The 20,515-nt window shown below is 42.6% G+C and carries 18 protein-coding genes; 4 read left to right on the top strand and 14 right to left on the bottom strand.

Annotation, left to right across the window (positions count from 1 at the left end):
* The first annotated feature begins 6 nt into the window (after nt 1-6).
* The gene (locus ACQRD1_RS03585; RefSeq protein ID WP_235232419.1) at nt 7-1,947 is read left to right on the top strand and encodes a BglG family transcription antiterminator; all 1,941 of its coding nucleotides are present in this window, start codon (nt 7-9) and stop codon (nt 1,945-1,947) included.
* Nucleotides 1,948-2,016: 69 nt separating this feature from the next.
* On the opposite strand, the gene buk is transcribed toward ACQRD1_RS03585, so the two are convergent.
* The 6 genes from buk to ACQRD1_RS03555 form a co-directional block, all read right to left on the bottom strand.
* Complete coding sequence (gene buk, locus ACQRD1_RS03580) at nt 2,017-3,123, bottom strand: butyrate kinase (RefSeq protein ID WP_235232420.1); 1,107 nt, start codon at nt 3,121-3,123, stop codon at nt 2,017-2,019.
* 12 nt (nt 3,124-3,135) lie between these two features.
* Nucleotides 3,136-4,389, bottom strand: coding sequence for a CynX/NimT family MFS transporter (locus ACQRD1_RS03575; protein ID WP_235232421.1), 1,254 nt, complete (start codon nt 4,387-4,389; stop codon nt 3,136-3,138).
* A gap of 327 nt (nt 4,390-4,716) precedes the next feature.
* The gene (locus ACQRD1_RS03570; protein WP_328282584.1) at nt 4,717-4,899 is read right to left on the bottom strand and encodes a hypothetical protein; all 183 of its coding nucleotides are present in this window, start codon (nt 4,897-4,899) and stop codon (nt 4,717-4,719) included.
* A 412-nt stretch (nt 4,900-5,311) separates the two neighbouring features.
* Nucleotides 5,312-6,703: a 23S rRNA (uracil(1939)-C(5))-methyltransferase RlmD gene (gene rlmD / locus ACQRD1_RS03565; RefSeq protein WP_235231672.1), complete on the bottom strand. Its 1,392-nt coding sequence runs from the start codon at nt 6,701-6,703 to the stop codon at nt 5,312-5,314.
* A 70-nt stretch (nt 6,704-6,773) separates the two neighbouring features.
* Nucleotides 6,774-7,721, bottom strand: coding sequence for a 3'-5' exoribonuclease YhaM family protein (locus ACQRD1_RS03560; protein ID WP_235231671.1), 948 nt, complete (start codon nt 7,719-7,721; stop codon nt 6,774-6,776).
* Nucleotides 7,722-7,753: 32 nt separating this feature from the next.
* The gene (locus ACQRD1_RS03555) at nt 7,754-8,998 is read right to left on the bottom strand and encodes a S1C family serine protease (protein WP_235231670.1); all 1,245 of its coding nucleotides are present in this window, start codon (nt 8,996-8,998) and stop codon (nt 7,754-7,756) included.
* A 116-nt stretch (nt 8,999-9,114) separates the two neighbouring features.
* Between ACQRD1_RS03555 and ACQRD1_RS03550 the strand changes: the two genes are divergently transcribed.
* The 3 genes from ACQRD1_RS03550 to ACQRD1_RS03540 are packed head-to-tail and all read left to right on the top strand — an operon-like array spanning nt 9,115 to nt 13,663.
* On the top strand, nt 9,115-11,490 hold the full coding sequence (locus ACQRD1_RS03550) for an endonuclease MutS2 (RefSeq protein WP_235231668.1): 2,376 nt from the start codon (nt 9,115-9,117) through the stop codon (nt 11,488-11,490).
* Nucleotides 11,491-11,524: 34 nt separating this feature from the next.
* Nucleotides 11,525-12,226 carry a response regulator gene (locus ACQRD1_RS03545; RefSeq protein WP_235231666.1) on the top strand — a complete coding sequence of 234 codons (702 nt, stop codon included), beginning with the start codon at nt 11,525-11,527 and terminating at the stop codon, nt 12,224-12,226.
* A 30-nt stretch (nt 12,227-12,256) separates the two neighbouring features.
* Nucleotides 12,257-13,663 carry a sensor histidine kinase gene (locus ACQRD1_RS03540; RefSeq protein ID WP_235231664.1) on the top strand — a complete coding sequence of 469 codons (1,407 nt, stop codon included), beginning with the start codon at nt 12,257-12,259 and terminating at the stop codon, nt 13,661-13,663.
* Between the two features lie 56 nt (nt 13,664-13,719).
* Here ACQRD1_RS03540 and ACQRD1_RS03535 read toward each other — a convergent pair whose 3' ends face one another.
* From ACQRD1_RS03535 to pta, 8 genes are all read right to left on the bottom strand, one after another.
* Nucleotides 13,720-14,409 carry a sigma-70 domain-containing protein gene (locus ACQRD1_RS03535; protein WP_347375346.1) on the bottom strand — a complete coding sequence of 230 codons (690 nt, stop codon included), beginning with the start codon at nt 14,407-14,409 and terminating at the stop codon, nt 13,720-13,722.
* A gap of 158 nt (nt 14,410-14,567) precedes the next feature.
* The gene (locus ACQRD1_RS03530; RefSeq protein WP_235231661.1) at nt 14,568-14,810 is read right to left on the bottom strand and encodes a hypothetical protein; all 243 of its coding nucleotides are present in this window, start codon (nt 14,808-14,810) and stop codon (nt 14,568-14,570) included.
* A gap of 116 nt (nt 14,811-14,926) precedes the next feature.
* A complete protein-coding gene (locus tag ACQRD1_RS03525; RefSeq protein WP_347375345.1) occupies nt 14,927-15,688 on the bottom strand; it encodes an N-acetylmuramoyl-L-alanine amidase in 762 nt (253 codons plus the stop codon).
* A 69-nt stretch (nt 15,689-15,757) separates the two neighbouring features.
* Nucleotides 15,758-16,831, bottom strand: a complete 1,074-nt coding sequence (locus tag ACQRD1_RS03520; RefSeq protein WP_427786931.1) for a M24 family metallopeptidase — start codon at nt 16,829-16,831, stop codon at nt 15,758-15,760.
* Nucleotides 16,832-16,858: 27 nt separating this feature from the next.
* A complete protein-coding gene (pepV, locus tag ACQRD1_RS03515; protein ID WP_427786930.1) occupies nt 16,859-18,223 on the bottom strand; it encodes a dipeptidase PepV in 1,365 nt (454 codons plus the stop codon).
* A gap of 61 nt (nt 18,224-18,284) precedes the next feature.
* Nucleotides 18,285-18,905 carry an HAD family hydrolase gene (locus tag ACQRD1_RS03510; protein ID WP_347375342.1) on the bottom strand — a complete coding sequence of 207 codons (621 nt, stop codon included), beginning with the start codon at nt 18,903-18,905 and terminating at the stop codon, nt 18,285-18,287.
* Nucleotides 18,906-18,925: 20 nt separating this feature from the next.
* On the bottom strand, nt 18,926-19,366 hold the full coding sequence (gene rpiB, locus ACQRD1_RS03505) for a ribose 5-phosphate isomerase B (protein WP_427786929.1): 441 nt from the start codon (nt 19,364-19,366) through the stop codon (nt 18,926-18,928).
* Between the two features lie 154 nt (nt 19,367-19,520).
* Nucleotides 19,521-20,510, bottom strand: coding sequence for a phosphate acetyltransferase (pta, locus tag ACQRD1_RS03500; RefSeq protein WP_347375340.1), 990 nt, complete (start codon nt 20,508-20,510; stop codon nt 19,521-19,523).
* Between the last annotated feature and the right edge of the window lie 5 nt (nt 20,511-20,515).

The following is a 20,515-nucleotide window of genomic DNA, read 5'->3' as shown; positions in this document are numbered from 1 at the left end:
ACGGCTATGGACAAACTGAATTTAACCCTTCGCCAACGCAAGCTCCTTCACATGATGCAGGAACAGACCACCTATATTACCGGAAGCGAACTGGCAAAACAGCTCAATGTGTCTCCGCGCACTATCAGGAGCGACGTTGTAGAAATCAACCGCAATATCCGGCCTTATCAGGCAGAGATACTGTCTGAGCGGAGCAAAGGCTATCTCTATGCTGCTGAAAACCCGGAAAAAATACAGGAAATGAATCAGATAGATACTGCTTTTTTTACAAAAGAAGACCGTGTCAGGTATCTGGCATTCCGACTGTGCCTGACAGATGAACCACTGAACATGTACGACCTGGAAGACGAAATGTTCGTCAGCCATACCACGCTGGAACACGACCTTCATCATTTAAAAATGAAATATGTATTATCGGAGCCCTATATAAAACTGGAACAGAAAAAAGACAATCTTTCTTTTGAAGAAAACGAAAAAAAACGGCGTGATATTCTCAATCACCTGTTTCACGAAGACTGGAATTACAATACCAGCGGAAATACCTATTATGGATATAATTTTTTAAATAAAGATATTCTGGAGTATATTATGGATGAAGTGCCTCTTCACCTGAGCAAATACAACATTGCAATGGAGGATCCGACTCTGGTTTCTCTGAATCTCTCCCTTGCCATCATGTACCACCGTATCCGCTCCGGACATCCTCTGCCCAGTACCTCTCCTGTTCCCAAACCGGATACACAGGCAAATCTTGCAGCCACAAGCATTTTAGATGCACTGGAAGGACAGCTGCACTGCGCATTTAATCAGGAGGAACGAGATGACATCTATCAGCGGATTGCTTCCGGGCATTTGCCTGATATCTCAAACACGGATTCAGCTTCCCTATCCCGGCATTTTGGTCCAAGAACTTTGAATATGGCCGATGCGTATCTCAAAAAAATACAGGAAGTTTTTCATCTGGATTTTGCGGACGATGATGATTTTTATATCACGCTGCTGTCATACCTCCGTTACCTTCAGACACCGGTACATATTTTTAATACGCAGGGGAATCCCAACATTACCAAAAAGAATCTTCTTACAGAATTTGAAATTGCATACCTGTTTCAGGATCTGGCACTGGAATATCTTGGATATTATATGAACCAGACGGAACTTCTGTATCTTGCCCACTGTATTTCCGGTGCTTTGGAGTTCTTATATGAGACGCATCCGGAAGCAAAGCTGAAAACTGTTATATGCTGTCATCTGAATCTTTCTGCCGCATGGGCATTAAAAAGGAAAGTTCTGGGAGCATTTGATAAATATCTTGATATTACTGCACTTTTGCCTGTTAATACAAAAACAGCCTTTGACTTTCAAAACACCGACCTTGTTCTGTCGACCGTTCGAAAAACAATTACGGATCATCCCGGAATAGACACGATACAAATCAGCAATTTCTTGGCACCAAAAGACTACCTGACTCTGTCATCATATATCCAGGAAAAGCAGATTGGAAAGATGTGCTCTTCCCCAAAAACAGCAGTGAATGAATTATTAGAACATGCTTTCTGGCACGAAAAAGAATCTCTGTCAGACCGATTTTCCATTATTGAATTTATGGCATCTGACTTTATACAGAATCGTCTGGTAGAACCTCAATATCTATCAGACATTTTAAGAAGAGAATCCATTTCCACTCGAGCCATCGACCCCGGAATTCTGTTCCTTCATTCTCTGATACCTTCCACAGAGACGAAACTATCAATCACCACTCTGGATCACAGAATTATATGGAATTCTCATAAAATCCGAATTATCATTATGGCGGCCTTCCATCCGGATGATACTTCTTTGTTATTCCGACTTTTACATACATTCTACAATGATACGATTGATATGGAAGTCCTTCAGATGTTAAAAACAAAGACCGAAATTATCGATTTCTTTTCGGAAACATAAAAAACAACTCACAACGCAGTAAAGCGGGTTCTCTTTTTAGAGGCACCCGCTTCTGCAATGAATCACTATTTATTTTTCAAAATCAAATCCCTGGAAATTGCAGACTCCTGTATATTTTTTTACAGTTTCTTTTCCATCCAGTACACGGGCTGCACCGGAAGCCATAGCCTCCATCTCAAACTCACCCGGATACGCACTGACAGGTGCGATCCATTCGCAGGTATCTTTGATCTGGGCAACCAGCCCTTCATTATACACCATTCCTCCGCCAAGCAGAATGCCTTCTACCTTACCATGCAATACGGTTGCCATGGAGCCGATACATTTTTCAATCTGATAGATCATGGTATTCCACAGCATCTCCGCATACCGATCTCCGTTTTCCGCCCGCTTCGTAAGCTCAATTGCGTCAGAGATTCCAAGGTGATTGACAAACCCACCGTTTCTTGTGCAAAGCTGTTTCACTGTTTTGATATCTTTATCCGCACAGTATTTCAAAAGATCCGCAACTGCAATACTTCCGCATCTGGTCGGAGCCATTGGTCCTTCTCCTCCCACAATATCAAATCCATCCACCATCTTGCCTTTTCGATGAGCAGATACAGAGATTCCTCCACCGATATGACAGACTACAAAATTGCATTCTTCGTACTTCTTTCCCATCGTTTCTGCATGACGAATCGCTGTTTCCTTCAGATTTAATGCGTGAAGATGTACTCCCCGATATACTCCTTTGATACCGGTCAACCGCGCCAGATCCTGAAGTTCATCGACATCCGGTGGATTCACTACATAGGCCTTCGCACCATACGTCTCTGCAAACTCATGGGCAATGCTCGGTCCCAGACATGCCGGGTGGATTACTCCATTGGCTGCACGGATAGAGTGTTCCAACACAAGTTCGTCAATCTCGTAAGTACCGCCATCCATGGCGAGCAAACCGCCACCTCGCCCCACACATGCATCCAGGCCTTCCAGATCCACCTGATTTTCCTTCAGTAAATTTTCAATCGTTTCTTTTCTGTATGTAAGCTGCTCTCCCAGTGACTTATATTGTGCCAGCACTTCAGCATCATGACTGACATTTGCAGAATACAGCTTTTTCTCTCCCTCGAACAGTGCAATCTTTGTAGAGGTGGAACCAGGGTTTACCGTAAATACTTTATAAGCGTTCATAATCCTGTCCCTTTATTTTCTGCACTTCTCTTCTTCAGCTTTTACAAATCCCGGTTTTGCAAGAAGTGCAAATGCGATCAATCCTACTAACATCAGCACCGCACCACAGATATACGGAATTCTGTAGCTTCCTGTCATTCCATAGAAGATAGCAAAGAATGCAGGTCCAACTGCTCCAACTGTTTGAATCATTGGCTGAATAATACCATATCCATTTGCAAAGCTGTCACCAAATTCTTCGATACACAGAGATGCCGGCCAGTTTGCTGCACCACCTACAACCATACCGATACATACCAGTGAAAGCCATACACAAACAGTATTACCTGTCAAGTTCAGAACCATTGCAAGAATTCCAAATACATAAGATGTATAAGCGGCTTTTCTTGCTCCGATCTTAGAGTCAAGTACACCACAAAGATAAGAACCAGGCAAAGCAAGAAGACCGGATGCAAGCATCATCATTCCTGCTGTTGCCGGATCGAATCCAATCTCAAGAAGTCTTGGGAATAACTGTACCATCAATCCGCTGGCAAACAAAAGCTGTAATCCCAATGTCACACCGTGAATCCAAACCTGAGGAGTCGCAAGAAGTTTTTTTGTTGTCCAGATACTTTCTTTATTAAATCCTTTTTCTTCTTCCCCTTCAATATGCATTCCATTATCCGGAACAAATCCTTTTTCAGCCGGATTATCTGCAAGAAATATAACCAGAATAATCAATGCTACAACAAATACTGCGATAAACGGAACAAAACCACCGAGAGATCCCATAGCTGCATAACCAGCCTGATACATCATCGTAGCAACACCGGAACAAAGCGGAATACCCATTGTTACAATTCCCATAATAATACCTTTTCTCTTCGGAAACCATCTTGCAATCATAACCGGTGCCAACTGATAACCAAGTGCACATGAAATACCATTTGCAACAATCAGGCAAACTGCAAACAACCAAAGGTTTGTTGTTACACCCATTCCAACAACGCCTGCGATCCAGATAATACCACAAATAATACTTAACTTTTTAGCGGATGTCTTTGTAGATAACTTACCAAATACAAATCCGGCAACTACATTTGCGATTGCGCCAAGAGAAATAAAACTGGTCAACATTGCTGCATTCCATCCTCTCAACTCTGATAATGTTCCAGATGCTGCATTCATCGCACTACCTACAGCTGTAGCAGTAAAATATGCAAGAAAACCATAAAGAATCAGCGCCCAGCCTTTTCCATAACCTTTTTTAACTTTCGTTTCCATACCTCTTTTTCCTTTCTGTATGACCATTTTTCTTAGATTCAAATCGCGATTTTCTTTCATGTATTTAGAATATAAAATTTTAATTCTTTCCTCAACTTTTCTATTTCCTCATATATACGGAAAATTTTCATTATAATAATATTCATACTTCTTTATGGTCAGAAATACAAAAATCCGAGAATATGGATTAACACCTAGCTTCTCGGATAATTATTTGTATCCTTATGATATGATAAAAAAGGTACGCATTTCTGTTGTTTATTTCCAGCATTAATTCTATAATCAAAACCCTTATCTTCTTTCCCCACATCAATATTGGGGGATTCATTAGCCCAACCTATCTTTCAAAAATCTTATAGTCTCTTTTAATTCATCAGAAAAATCATCTAAATCTCCGACAGTTATTACACCTTCATGCAGAAGGCGAATCAGATCAAATGGCATGTCCCGTTTACTCACTTCAATCAGGACCCCTGGATATTTCTTGTCTCTCTTAATGCGCTTCTCCATTTCCCAAAACTTTTTGGACGCAGATTCATCACTAGTTAAATACTCAACATATGTGGACACAAGTCTCTCAATATATGCTTCCTGCCATTCAGGAAGCTTTTCTCTATACAGTTTCCAATCTTTTTTGAAACCTCCATATGCCCTACTCCTTTTCCTTCTGCTGAAGATAAAACATCGCTTTTTGCATTTCAATTTTCTCTCGCAGTTCTTGCTCAGATGACAGATATATTATTTTTTTTATCGCAAACAACTGCCCATTTTCATGTAACACAGAATATCTGGCAATATCTTCATCTGTTTCCGTAAAGTTTGTATTCAATGATAAACCTAGAAACTCAGCAATTACAAGATTCTTATTAGATTCCAGCTTATTGGTATCAAAATTTTATAATGTGTCCAAGAAAGAAGTCCTTCAATTTTTCTGTAAGAGACAAACACACTCCACATGAACCGTCTGAGGGAATTGATCTACAGCCCTTACTCGCTCCAATTCATACCCACATCCCCTCAGATACTTCACATCCCTTGCCAATGTTGCGGAATCGCAGCTTACATACACGATCCGCTCCGGCTGCATATCTACAATTGTCTGCAGAAGACTCTCTTCGCAGCCTTTCCTCGGCGGATCCACCACAATCACATCTGCATGTGCCGTCTTGCCGCCATGTTCTCGCTCATAAGCCGCATAATACTCCGGCAGGACTTCCTCTGCTTTCCCGACATAGAATTTTGCATTCGTAATTCCGTTGATTTTAGCGTTGTTTTTCGCATCATCAATAGCCTGCGGCACAATCTCTACGCCATAGACTTTTTTTGCCTTCTGTGCTAGGAAGAGAGAGATAGTTCCGATTCCACAATAGAGATCCCATACCGTCTCATTTCCATGAAGATCTGCATACTCCAGTGCCAGTCCATATAATTTCTCCGTCTGTACAGGATTCACCTGATAAAAAGATAAGGGAGATATCTGATACTTTACATTTCCAATATAATCGGTAATATAAGTCTGTCCCCACAAAGGCTTAATCTGATTGCCCATAATTACATTCGTCTTGTCTTTATTGATGCTTAAAGTAATACTAGTCATTCCAGGAATCTGTGCCAGACGTTCTGCCAGAATCTCCCCACACGGAAGATTATTTCCATTGATAACAAGACAGACCATGATCTCCTTTGTCGTAAATCCATATCGGATCAGGACATGGCGAACCAGTCCACTGTTCTTTTCCTCGTCATACGCACGGATACCGTATTCTTCCATAAATGCAAGAATACATTTCAAGATCTTCTCATTGACCGGCACGCCGAGGGAGCAGTCTGTATTCGGGATAATACTGTGCGTTCTCCCTGCATAGAACCCCGTAACGATATTGCCCTCTTTATCCGTTCCAACCGGGAACTGAGCTTTATTCCGATAGTGAAATGGTTCATCCATCCCCACAATCGGTTCCATCACACAATCCAGCAACTCCTCCGGCACCTCGCCAATACGCATGAGATTCCCCCTCACCTTATCCATCTTAAACTGCAATTGACGCCCATATTCCATCTCCTGAATCTGGCATCCGCCACATTTCCTCGCCATAGAACATGGCGGATTTTTTACACGATATTCCGAAGGCGTAAGAATATTCATCAATCTTGCATATCCATAATTCTTCTTCGCCTTCATGATCTTAGCTTCCACAACATCACCAATGATTGCATCCTTGATAAACAACGCGTATCCATCCACCTTGCCGATGCCCTCACCCGATGTTCCCATATCTTCAATTGTAACCGTCACCATATCATTTTTTTGCATAAACATACCTCATTTTATCATTTGGGTACAGGGCAAAAGTTAATTGGGGACGTAGTACTTTGCAACAATACTACGTCCCCATTGTTGTTTTTCTTAAGTTGGATTCGAACAACCGATTGTACCCTAACCAGTCGTTGCTGTTTTTGTCTTTGAATATTTCTGTCAATGTCTGCATCTTGGCGTCTGTGCAGTCTGCGAAGTTGAGTGCCAATGCTTCTGCCAGTGCCGGTTTTTTCGGGGAACCATATTCGAGTTCGCCGTGGTGTGCGATGATGCAGTGTTTGAGTTCGCTTGCGAGCTTTTCGGGGAAGCCTGGGATGGAGCGGATTGCATCGCCGACCATCTCTACGCCGATGACGATATGCCCCAGTAATTGTCCATCATCTGTGTAGTCATTTTCGGGGAAGGAGGACAATTCTTTGGTCTTGCCGATATCGTGGCAAATGGCCGCCGCATATAATAGATCGCGGTTCAGGATTGGGTAGGCCCCTACCATGTATTCACAGAATTTCACTACGCTAAGTGTATGTTCCAGTAATCCGCCCGAGAATCCATGATGGACACTCTTAGCCGCTGAATGTGCTTTAAATCTTTTGATGAATTTTTCATCTTTTACAAAATAGTATTCCACCATCTGTTTAAGATACTGATTTTGAATCTGTTTCACATACCCCAGTAATTCCTGGTACATCTTATCTGTGCTTTTCTCAGTCGTCGGCATATAATCGGCTGCTACATATTCATCTTCCAGAGCTTTTCGGATCTGCTTAATGTTCAATTGAAGGTTGTTATTATAGCTGATAACTTCTCCATATACTTCAATAAAATCCATCTCGTCATAATCTGCGATTCCGCCGGAATTAGGATCCCAGACTTTGCCATCCAGGGTTCCTGTCTTGTCCTGCAGAATCAGATTGTCGTATGGTTTGCCGTTTCTTGTCTCTGCGGAACGTTTTCCCTTGCATAGGTATACATTCCGGATAATCTCCCCTTCATGAAGGGTATTAATATATCTCATATTGTCTGCCTCTTTCTAATTCGTTGTCATTTTTATTTTTTGCTTCCGACAGTCACATTAAATTCTATATCAACATAGCCATCTGCGCCCTGGCGAAGCCCTTTAATAATAATCTTATCTCCCTCTGACTTACGCATCAGTACACTGTGGTAAATGTCATAGGATGTGATCTGGATATCTTCGATACAGGTAATGACATCTCCACTCTGGATTCCTGCCGCCATCGCCGGAGATTCTACTTCTACTTCTTTTACATAGATTCCCTGAGGAACGCCCGCCTCTTCTATTTCATTTGTAACATCGCCGCCCCGGATTCCAATGTAAGGAACAGATTTTCCATTGGACAGGCATTCAATAATATTCTTAATATCAGAAATACCATATCCTGTGATCAATTTTTCATTGCCTTCTTCTGCCATATTCTGATCAATCACTGCAACAACTGCACCATCTCGATTTACCACAAAACCACTGCCATTTTCAATTCCAGTAATATCTGTGCGAAGCAGCTGATAATGTCCATCTGTCAGTTCTGCTCTATCTTCATTAGAAACCACCAGGCCATATCCTACAGCTTCATTTACCCCAAAAGGCCTTCCTGCTGCGATTACCACATCTCCATTCTTCACTACATTAGAACTTCCCAATGTGGCGGTCTCAATCTGTGTCCAGGTAGTATCCAGAATATCTGCACGATTCACCGCATAGATTCCAAACCCAAGTATACTGTCACTTTTCTTCAGACTCGCAGGATAACTCTGTCCATCACAAAATACAATCTGTAATTTTTCTGCTTCTTCTTCAGGGATCTTTTTTCCCAATACCAGAAGCTCTCTTCCGTTGTCTGCGACTATAAGGCCAGAGATATTATTTCCTGATGCCTCTTTCGCTTCTCCCTGACCTTCTGTCCATCCAACAATCTCTACCATGGACTTTCCTGCTTTTACAGAAGCAGCCTTTAATTCTTGCTGCATCTGTCGATAACTGTCATCATTCAGAATCACCGGTTCCGTCTGTTCTTGATCCTGATTTTCTTCTTCCCCTTCCACCTCATCTTCATCCTGTGGAATGGTTACTTCTTGCGGATTGTCCTGAAATCGTTCGTCTAACATCGGTTTAAGCGCAAAAAAGCTAAGACTGGCACAGACTCCGAATACCAGTCCCCACCCGGCTGCACGGAAAAAGAATTTTCGAATACCACCCTGCTTCTCTTTGATGGTTTCCTGAAGAAATGAATACTCCTGATTCTCTTCTTTGGGATCTTTCTGCTCCTCCATAGACGCATTTACTCCTTTACAATCCTTCTTATAGTATAGCGTAAGAATAGCGAATGTTCAATATTTATCCTTTTCTTTGTTGCGCAAATAAGGTAGAATAGGTCTAGGTGAATAAGATGAATAAGAAAACTTTAACAAAACTAGAATACAATAAAATAATTGAATTATTAACAGAGCAGGCTTCTTCTTTCAGCGGCAAAGAGCGCTGCCGGAGACTGAAACCTATGACCTCACTGTCAGATATACAGACGGCTCAGGAGCAGACAGCCGCCGCATTTACGCGAATTGTTAAGAAGGGCCGCCTTTCCTTTAGTGGATGTAATCCTGTCAATGATTCCCTGAAGCGTCTGGAGATCGGTGCTGCTCTTGGAAGCGGCGAGTTGCTTCGTATCTGCAAGCTTCTGGAAGCTGCCGGAAGGGCCAAATCTTATGGTCGCCATGAGAATGCAGACGATTTGGAAGATTGTCTGGACACATTTTTCCAGCAATTAGAGCCTGTTTCTATCTTAACAACAGAGATTCGCCGCTGCATTCTGGAAGAAGACGAGATCAGCGATGATGCCAGCAGTACTTTGAAGCATATCCGCCGTTCAATCAACCAGATCAACGACAAAGTCCACGCAACCTTAACCGGACTGGTCAACGGCTCTCTTCGCACTTATCTGCAAGATGCAATCATTACCATGCGTGGAGACCGCTACTGCATCCCTGTAAAAGCAGAGTACCGCAGTCAGGTATCCGGTCTGATCCACGATCAGTCGGCTACCGGCTCTACACTCTTCATCGAGCCAATGGCAGTCGTGAAGCTGAACAACGATTTAAAAGAACTCTATGGAAAGGAACAGGAAGAGATTCAAGTCATCCTGGCACGTCTAAGTGTAGATGCTGCCGAATATATTGAGACCATTCGCACCGACTACTCTGTACTCAGTGAACTGGATTTTATCTTTGCAAGGGGCAGTCTGGCTCTGGATATGAACGCTTCCATGCCCCGGTTCAACACCGAGGGACGCATTCACATCCGCGAAGGTCGCCATCCACTTCTGGATAAAAAGAAGGTTGTACCGATCACCATTACATTGGGCGACGAATTCGACCTCTTGATTGTCACTGGTCCGAACACCGGAGGAAAAACCGTTTCTTTAAAAACGGTAGGTCTATTTACATTGATGGGTCAGGCTGGACTTCATATTCCAGCACTGGACCGTTCGGAACTGGCTGTTTTTGATAACGTATACGCAGATATCGGCGACGAGCAGAGTATTGAGCAGAGCCTGAGTACCTTCTCATCCCATATGACCAATATCGTATCTTTTTTGAAACATGTAGATGAACATTCCCTGGTACTATTCGACGAATTAGGTGCCGGTACAGATCCTACCGAAGGTGCTGCCCTGGCAATCGCCATTTTAAATCATCTACATCAGCGTGGTATCCGTACCATGGCAACGACTCACTATAGTGAATTGAAAGTATTTGCCCTGTCTACACCTGGAGTAGAAAATGCCTGCTGTGAATTTGACTTGGAGACTTTACGCCCGACATACCGCCTCTTGATCGGAATTCCCGGCAAGAGCAATGCATTTGCCATCGCCGGAAAGCTTGGCCTTCCGGACTATATCATCCAGGAAGCTAAGACACATCTGACCGAGCAGGATGAATCCTTCGAAGATCTTCTGACCGATCTGGAGACCAGTAAACGGACCATTCAAAAAGAGCAAGAAGAGATTGCTGCTTACAAGCGTGAATTGGAACGTTTAAAGACGGAGGCAAAGCAAAAGCAAGAAAAACTGGAAGAACAAAAAGAACGTATTCTTCGAGAGGCAAATGAAAAAGCTCATGCAATATTAGCCGACGCCAAAGAAACTGCAGACGAGACCATGCGTAATTTCCGCAAATTCGGCAAAGAGAATATCTCCGTTGCTGAGATGGAAAAAGAACGTGAACGTCTCCGCAAGAAAATGGATTCTACACGTTCCGGCATGAAGCGGGAGACCCCAAAGCCACGCAAGCAGCATAAGCCAAGTGACTTCAAGCTTGGGGAATCCGTCAAAGTCTTAAGTATGAATCTAAACGGGACGGTCACTTCGCTGCCCGATTCGAAGGGAAATGTTACAGTACAGATGGGAATTCTTCGCTCACAGGTTCCTATTTCCGATCTGGAGATCATCGAAGAAGCACCTTCTTACTCAGCCAAAAAGATGCATCAGACCAGCAAAGGCAAGATGAAGATGGGTAAATCTCTTTCCGTAAGTCCAGAGATTAATCTTCTCGGCAAAACAGTAGATGAAGCAGTTGCTGAACTGGATAAATATCTGGATGATGCTTATCTGGCTCATCTTTCATCCGTGCGAGTTGTTCACGGGAAAGGAACCGGCGCATTAAGAGCTGGTATTCACACCTATCTGCGGCGCCAAAAGCATGTAAAGTCTTTCCGGCTCGGTGCATTCGGTGAAGGAGATGCCGGTGTTACAATTGTGGAACTAAAATAAATGACTGGAATAATTCCTGAGGAGGAGTGATAAAGTGAACAAACAAAAAATATTGATCGTAGACGATGATGAAAATATCGCTGAATTGATTTCTCTATATCTTACAAAAGAATGTTTTGATACTATGATGGTGCATGACGGAGAAAAGGCACTGATCGCCTATGAAACTTATCAGCCCAATCTGATTCTGCTGGATCTTATGCTTCCTGGCATTGACGGCTATCAGGTTTGCCGTGAAATCCGCACAAAATCTAATGTTCCAATCATCATGCTGTCTGCCAAAGGTGAAGTCTTCGACAAAGTACTTGGTCTGGAACTTGGAGCAGATGATTACATTATGAAGCCTTTTGATTCCAAAGAAATGGTAGCCCGTGTCAAAGCAGTCTTACGCCGTTATCAACCGATTCAAAAAGCAGATTCTCCAAAAGAAGATAAGGGAAAATGTGTAGAATACCCAGGTATTACGATTAATCTGACCAATTATTCTGTATTAGTAGACGGTGTAACAGTCGACATGCCGCCAAAAGAACTGGAATTACTGTATTTCCTGGCAGCCTCGCCGAATCAGGTCTTCACACGCGAACAATTGTTAGACCAGATCTGGGGATATGAATATATTGGTGACACCCGAACTGTTGACGTTCATATTAAGCGTCTCCGTGAAAAGATCAAAGATCATCCTTCCTGGAGCCTTAGCACGGTCTGGGGAATCGGTTATAAATTTGAAGTAAAATAATTGCATTTTCACAGGTGAGAAAGGAGCCCTATGCGCAGCACATTATATCTAAAATTCATCATTGTTTATATTATATTCGGGTTTCTCAGTCTCTTTACCGTAGCTACTCTGACTTCCAGCCTGATGGAAACTCCTATGCAGAATTACCTGACTTCAACGATGTATACAGAAGCAAACCTGATTGCCAACAATTATCTGTCCTCTTATTTTTCCAATGAACTGGATGGTTCTGAAGTAGCACTTCAACTATCCGGAATCGAGACACAGCTTGATGCAGCCGTATGGTTTGTTGATAAAGAAGGGAATGTTCTTTTCTCTGCGCAGCCTTACGACTACCCAATGTCTCCTTCTGTCATCGAAGATTTTAATCCGGCCGAAAGTGGAAGTTCCCAATCACAGACTGGCGATTACCACGGTTATTTTGACGAAGATGTTATCACCGTCATTGCCCCTGTCGTGTATAACTACTCTCCAAAAGGATATCTGCTCATTCATAAATACGTATCCGACCTGAATGAATTTCAGCACATTCTGCTTCGCGCGACTACGATTACAATGATTGTGATATATTTGCTCTCATTCATGATACTTCTCGCGTTCCAGTTCTTCGTATACCGACCGCTTCGCAAGGTAACAGAAGCCGCCAAGCAATATGCCTCTGGCAATCTGGAATATGAGATTCCGGTAAACACCGAAGACGAGATGGGTTACCTCTCTGCATCATTGAACTATATGTCCTCACAATTAAAGGATATGGAAGATTACCAGAAGAAATTCGTGGCAAATGTTTCCCACGACTTCCGTTCTCCTCTAACCTCTATCAAAGGATATGTAGAAGCCATGGTCGACGGTACAATTCCACAGGAGTTACACGAAAAATATCTGAAGATTATATTATTTGAGACAGAGCGACTGACTGATCTGACCCAGGATCTCCTGACCCTGAACGAATTTGACACTAAGAATCTGCTTCTCAATAAAGAGATATTCGACATCCACGAGATGATTAAAAACGTGGCCGCCTCCTTCGAAGGCACCTGCACACAGAAAAAAATATCCATAGAATTATTATTTGCCACCAAACATCTGAATGTATACGCAGATAAACGCAAAATTCAACAGGTTCTCTATAATCTGATTGACAACGCCATAAAATTCAGCGACCCAGATTCCTCTATTACCATCGAGACTACCCGGCGGGGAGACAAGATCTATACCTCCGTCAAAGACGACGGTATTGGAATTCCAAGGAATTCCCTGAACAAGATCTGGGAGCGCTTTTACAAATCCGACCTCTCCCGCGGCAAAGACAAAAAAGGGACAGGGCTCGGACTCGCCATCGTCAAGGAGGCAATCCAGGCACATGGCGAAAACATCAATGTTATAAGCACAGAAGGAGTGGGAACCGAATTCATCTTCTCACTTCCAAAAGGCTAATTTGGGACGGGGGTTTTTTCATTTTCCTCCGTCCCAAATTAAAATTACCGTGTCCCCTATGAGTCTTCTCCTGCTAATTTCAGGATATCTCCTAATTCTTCTTCTGTAACTCCAAGCCGTTCGGCAACTTCTTCCGCACTGACTTCTCTTCCGAATTCTTCTTTCATATTCTGAATGGTTTCTTCCAGTTCGGACACCCGTTCTACCATCTTCTTATCCTGGCGCTTGGTCTCTGTCTGTGATTCTATCAGCGTCTGTATTCCGGCACGTACTTCTTCCATAACCTTTGCTTCATCTTCTTTTCCTTCTCCAGTCGCGTTTAAGGCCAGCATAAGGCTGATACTTCCTTCCTGAATCATGTCACCTATGAAGATATCTGGATGATGCATCTCTATTGCTTCCTCAATCACCTTCGGAAGATAATAAGCCATACGTACTTCTTCCATATTGTTATCTCGAAGCTGATCAATATCTCTCAGATAATCTTCGATATATGCCTGTTCTTCTTTACTCAAAGCGACTGGCTCTTCTTCCTTCTCTTTTATGGTTCCTCCCTTTTTCACATATCCTAACACCACCATCTTCTGGGACATCAGATATTCACACACCAGATCCATCTGTTCCTGTGAGAGCTGATCATCTTCAAAATACTTTTCCACATCTTCCAGCGCGATCTTTCCGCCCTTGCTCTTGGCCAACTCTAACACACCGCTTAACTTTGCTCTAAATTCTAATTTTCCTGCCATATCTATCTCCTCCACCGCTTCCGCGGATTCTTTTCTTTTCAGAAATATCTTAACATAGTCTCTTTGTTACGTCAAAAAAAGCCAGCCTTGAATTCTACTCAAAACCAGCCCTTTTTACTATCACAACTATATTTATGAATGAAAAATCTCAATTTAAATTATGACTGCCTACGCATTAAGAAAAATATTCCCCCGAAAAGTCCCATAATAATTCCTGCATAAATTGCCGCGCACATAAGTCTGGTAATACATGTGCCTACAACCGTTCCTGTTATCACACAAAATACCAGCCCCAACACCAATGTTCCTATGGTCCAGCAGATAATATTGACCGCCAGAAATGCACCTATCGCAGAATCTTCACCAAATATTTTATTAACAACGTTCCATAATTCTCTCATCACGAATCCTCCTAAAAGCTCACTATCTACTTCTCTTTCAAGTGCATTATAAGAAAAAAATGTTAAGTTCCAAAAATATTCGTGAAAAATTTGTGTAAAATCTATTCTGGTCTAACTCATTTTACAATTACTGTCGGATACCCAGCCCGCTTCAGGCGACGCTCCATATCGGCAGCTTCATTCAAGTTCTCATATCCACCCACCTGGACACGATAATATGGTCCAGAATCGTTAATATAAGCCGGGAATTCCTGCTCCATCAGTTCATCTAATAATCTTTCTGCATAAGTACGATTGCGAAATGCTCCCACCTGGACACGGTAATTATTCTCCTGTATCACACCTGCAAAATTCAGTGTATCCAAAATGCCGGATGCAATTGCCTGTGCGATTTCTTCGAAATTCTCATCAAACAGCCGATTATCTATATCTGAATTAATAAATCCTACTTCCACCAGTACTGCCGGCATCTCTGTCTTACGAAGCACGACCAGATTCGGCCGCGCCTTGACTCCGAGATTCACAAATCCTATCGTCTCTAATTGTTCATTGATCTCCTGCGCCATCTGATATTTCAATCCTGTAAGACTGTATACCAGGCTTTCCACTCCTGACACTTCATTATCTGTTGGAAATGAATTTCGATGAATCGAAATAAAGAAATCCACTCCTGCATTATTAGCCTCCATTGCTTTTTCATATGGAGTCTCATAGACATCCGTTGTTCGCGTGTACTCTACATCAATATCATTATTCTGCAGAATCTCTCCGATTGCCAGTACCAGACGTAGATTATCATCTTTTTCCCGACGCCCATTGTATACAGCCCCAAAATCACGTCCGCCATGGCCTGCATCTAACATAATTGAATAAGGCATATCTTTACACTCCGAAATAATATTCTTCATGTTAAGATATGCCTTAAATTAAAATATGTTAAATATGTATTATCCTACGATTCTGTACTTCTTATCAACTGCATTCAGAAGTTCATGTCCATCTTCTGTTACCAGTACAAGATCTTCTACACGTACACCGTATTTTCCTTCAATGTAGATTCCTGGCTCAATAGAGAAGATCATTCCCGGCTCTGCAACATTTTTATTAATTGGGCTTACATCTCCGTACTCATGGTCTTCCTGTCCGATAAAGTGTCCAAGACGAATCTTCCAGTATTCGCTGTATCCAGCCTCATCGATCAGATCTCTTGCCTGCGCATCGATATCACAGAAACGAACGCCCGGTTTGATCACTGCCTCAGCCTTCTCAACTGCAGTGCGCACCAGATCATGAATTGCTGCCTGTTCATCGTCAACAGATTTGCAGTAGAATGTTCTTGTCATATCTGAACAGTAGCCCTTCCATACACAACCCATATCGATCAGCACACATTCTCCGGCTTTCAGAGTTCTGGTATCACTCGGTGTATGATGCTGGTCTGCGGCATTTGGGCCAAAGCATACGATCGTATCAAAGCTTACTCCGCTTGCTCCAGCTGCAAAGAATTCAGAATCAATATAATCTGCGATTTCCTTCTCTGTCATTCCTTCTTTGATAAATGCTGCTGCTTTTTCCATAACAGAATCATTAATCACAGACGCTTCTTTCATAATTGCAATCTCTTCTTCGTTCTTTACTGCACGGACATCATCTACACAATCAGATCCCCATACCGTCTTCATGTTTGGACAGCGCTCCTGAAGCGGAATCAGGAAACGAGCCGGCCATGTCTTATCAATGCCAAGCGTATTTTCTGTATCAATATGCTCCATGAGAACGCCAATCTGGTCATCCATATCACTGAACCATACTTCCTCAAATCCTGTGTTTGATACATAATACAGATAGTTCAGGAATAACGTATGCTTTCCATTCGTTCTAAGTAACAGCGCATACAGTCTCTCTCCCGGGTTTACCATAATTCCTGTCAGAAAACGGATACTTAGTGGATCCGATACGATCAGCTGGGGCAGTCCTTTCTGTTCCATTTTCTCCAATACTCTGCGAATTCTCTCGTTCATTTCATTTTCTCCTCTTCTATATAAGTATTATTTCTGGGCAAGTTCGTACATAGCTGCTGCCGTAATCTGGATAGAACGTACCAGATTATCAATCACTGCAAACTCATTTGGTGCATGGATGACTTCTTCTTCGCCTGGAAAGATCGGTCCAAATGCCACCATATTATCAAATGATTTTGCATAGGTTCCTCCTCCGATTGCGATTGGCTGTGCATCAGTATCTCCAGTTTCCTCACAATATACCTTTGTCAGCTTCTGAACCAACTCGGAATCCTTCGGAACATATAACAGACTGTGAAGTTCATTTTCCACTTCAAGCCCATAAGCTTCGATATTTTTCGTCACATTTGCAACAACAGTCTCCTCTGAGATGTTCTTTGGATAACGGATATCCAGTGTAAACTGAAGCTCCTGCCCGTCATACTTAATCATTCCAAGATTTACAGTCGTATTGCCGGTCTCCTCATCTTCAGATGCAATTCCAAGAGCAGCGCCATTCGTCTCCCAGCCGACTTTTTCCATGATAAAATCAATCATCTTCTGAAGATCTCCGCCAAAATGATTTCCTTTCAACGCATCAAACAGACGAACCGCTGCATTTTTACCGAGTTCCGGTGTACTTCCGTGAGCGCTGAGACCTTCTGCAGTTACGATTGTTTTTCCGTCTTTTTTCTCGACCTGGATATAATCTTTTTCCTCTACAACGAGATCACCTTCTGCAACAAGCGTACACTTCGGTGTTACAACATTCTTTGCCACACCACCTTCAATAGACAATACTTTAATTGCAGATGCTTCTTCGATTTTTTTAGAAATATACCAGAAAGTCTGACCTTTCTCACAGAAAATTGCAGGGAACTGTGCGTCCGGTGTAAATCCAATAGTAGGAAGTTCTCCGCCAACCTTGATATAATGTTCTACACAGGAAGAACCGCACTCTTCATCACATCCGAACAGCACACGGATTCTTCTGTCAAGCGGAAGTCCCAGATCCTTAATTGCTTTCAACGCATAAAATGCTCCAATCGTTGGACCTTTATCATCCTGCACACCGCGTCCGTACATCTTTCCATCCTGTACTTCGCATCCAAGCGGATCATGGTTCCACCCTTCCCCAAGCGGAACGACATCCAGATGCCCCAGAACACCGACCATCTCTTCGCCTTCACCATACTCAACATAACCTACTCGATTATCAATATTTCCCGTCTTGAATCCCAGCTTTTCTCCAAGCGCCAAAGCATGATCCAAGGCCTGTTTTACTTTCCTTCCGTAAGGTGCATCCGGCTCCGGCTCCCCTTTCACGCTGCAGATTGCAACGCTCTCGCGGATGCTGTCCAACATCTCATCCTTCAATTCAAGGACTTTCTCATTCAGTCTTTCATAACTCATTGTTGTTTTACCTCTCTTCTTGTTATTATCTCAAGTACACTCTTTGCGCACTCAATTTTTGTTATTCATATAAGTCTAATAGCTGGTCAAACTGTTGAATTGTCACACATTCATCTTCTACGTTGCCAAACCCATATGCCGCATACACCATAGGAACCCCTGCTTCCTTACAGGCATCCGCATCTCCTTGTGTATCTCCCACGTATACGGCTTCTTCGATGCCATTTCGCTCCATAATGATCTTAATATTATCAGCCTTTAATCTTCCCGTATCATCAGGACACAGGTGGTCGGCAAAATACTCCTGTAGTCCTGTATTTTCCAAGAAGGCTTCAATATACCCTGCCTGACAATTACTTACAATAAACAGGGGATACTTCTTCGAAAGCTTCTGAATCGTCTCCTTCATATGAGGATATAACTTACAAGGTGCTTTCTTCATCCACTCATTCTCATATCGAAACAATTGTACTGTAAGGCTTGCTCTCTCCTCGTCACTTAACTCTGGAAAAGTATTCTTAATGACCACATCCATCGGTTTACCAAATTCTCTTACCAACGTCTCTACTTCCAGCGTGACATCCAGATTGGTTTGTTCACAGACCGCTCTTTTCCATGACTTTACTACTTCTTCCGTAGAATCCCACAACGTTCCATCCAGATCAAATATTATTCCGTCCATATCAACATCTCACCTGTCTGCTATTTTTCTTCAATAGCCATAATCATATTGACTCTGTCCTGATGGCGTCCACCCTGGAATTCTGCATTCAACCACTCATCAATAATCATCTTCGCCATCTCGACACCGATCACTCTTGCACCGAACGCCAGAATGTTCGTATTATTATGCTGTCTGGACAATTTTGCAGAATATGGCTCGCTACATACAACCGCACGAATACCCTTCACCTTATTCGCCGCAAGTGAAATTCCCACTCCGGTTCCACAGATCAATATTCCAAGATCCACTTCCCCTGCAACCACAGCTCTCGCCACTTTCTCTCCATATATCGGATAATGACAACTCTCTGTAGTATCCGTTCCATAATTCACAACTTCATATCCCAACTTCTGCAGATATTTTACTACTTCCTGTTTCATTTCCACTGCTGAATGATCATTACCAATTCCAATTTTCATTGCATTGTCTCCAATCTTTTTATTTTCTTTCTATATTATAATAGCTGTCCTAAGGAATATCAACGGTTTTGAAAAAAGGGACACGGCAAATTGAATCTGGGACGGGGGAAAACGAAAAAACCCCCGTCCCAGATTCAATTTACCGTGTCCCTTTTTATTTATCCGCCTGAAGACATGTAATTGCTACTACCCCAACAATGTCTTCTGCGACGCACCCTCTTGACAGGTCGTTCACCGGTCTTCGAAGGCCTTGTGTGATTGGTCCATAGGCTTCGGCCTTTGCCAATCGTTGTACTAATTTATAACCAATATTCCCGCTATTTAAGTCAGGGAATACAAGGACATTTGCATTGCCTGCCACATTGCTTCCCTTACTCTTCATCTGTCCGACTTTTTCATCTACGGCTGCATCCAGCTGTAATTCACCATCTATCTTAAGATTCGGATATTTTTCTTTTACCCTTTTAGCGGCGGAAATGATTGGTTCTAATCTCTTGTTCTTGGCACTTCCTTTGGTAGAATAGGACAACATTGCCACAATTGGCTCCTGTTCTGTAATCTGTTCAAAACTTTTTGCCGATGACACTGCGATATCCATAAGCTGTTCCTCATCTGGGAATTCTACCAGACCAGAATCAGCAAACAGGAACACACCATCATTGCCATATTTACAATCGGGAACCACCATAAGGAAATACGCGGATACTGTCTTGATTCCGTCTGCAGTTTTCACAATCTGAAGTGCAGGGCGCAAGGTATCTCCGGTTGAATGACATGCACCTGCCACCATTCCGTCTACCCTCTTCTCTCGTACAAGCATTGCTCCATAATACAGGGGATCTTTTAAAAGTTCCTCTGCTTTTTCTCTTGTCATTCCCTTTTTCTTCCTCAGTTCGCACAACGCTTCTACAAACACCGGAAAATCTGCACTGTTTTTATAATCCAACACTTCTATATTGGATTGCTCAATTTTTTCCTGGTTCGGCATCTTTCTTCCATTATCAGATAATAATAGAATTCGTGCGATTCCTTCCTGTGCAATCTTTACAGCTGCTTCTGTTACTCTTTCGTCATAACTTTCCGGAAGAACAATCAAGCAATTTTTTTTCGCTGCACGTGCCTTCACTTGTTCTATGAAACTCACTTTGT

It is taken from the genome of Bariatricus sp. SGI.019, from assembly GCF_050315235.1.
Lineage (GTDB): Bacteria > Bacillota > Clostridia > Lachnospirales > Lachnospiraceae > JAFBIX01.
The sequence above is the reverse complement of the archived record's forward strand: the minus strand, read 5'-3'. Positions and strand labels throughout refer to the sequence as shown.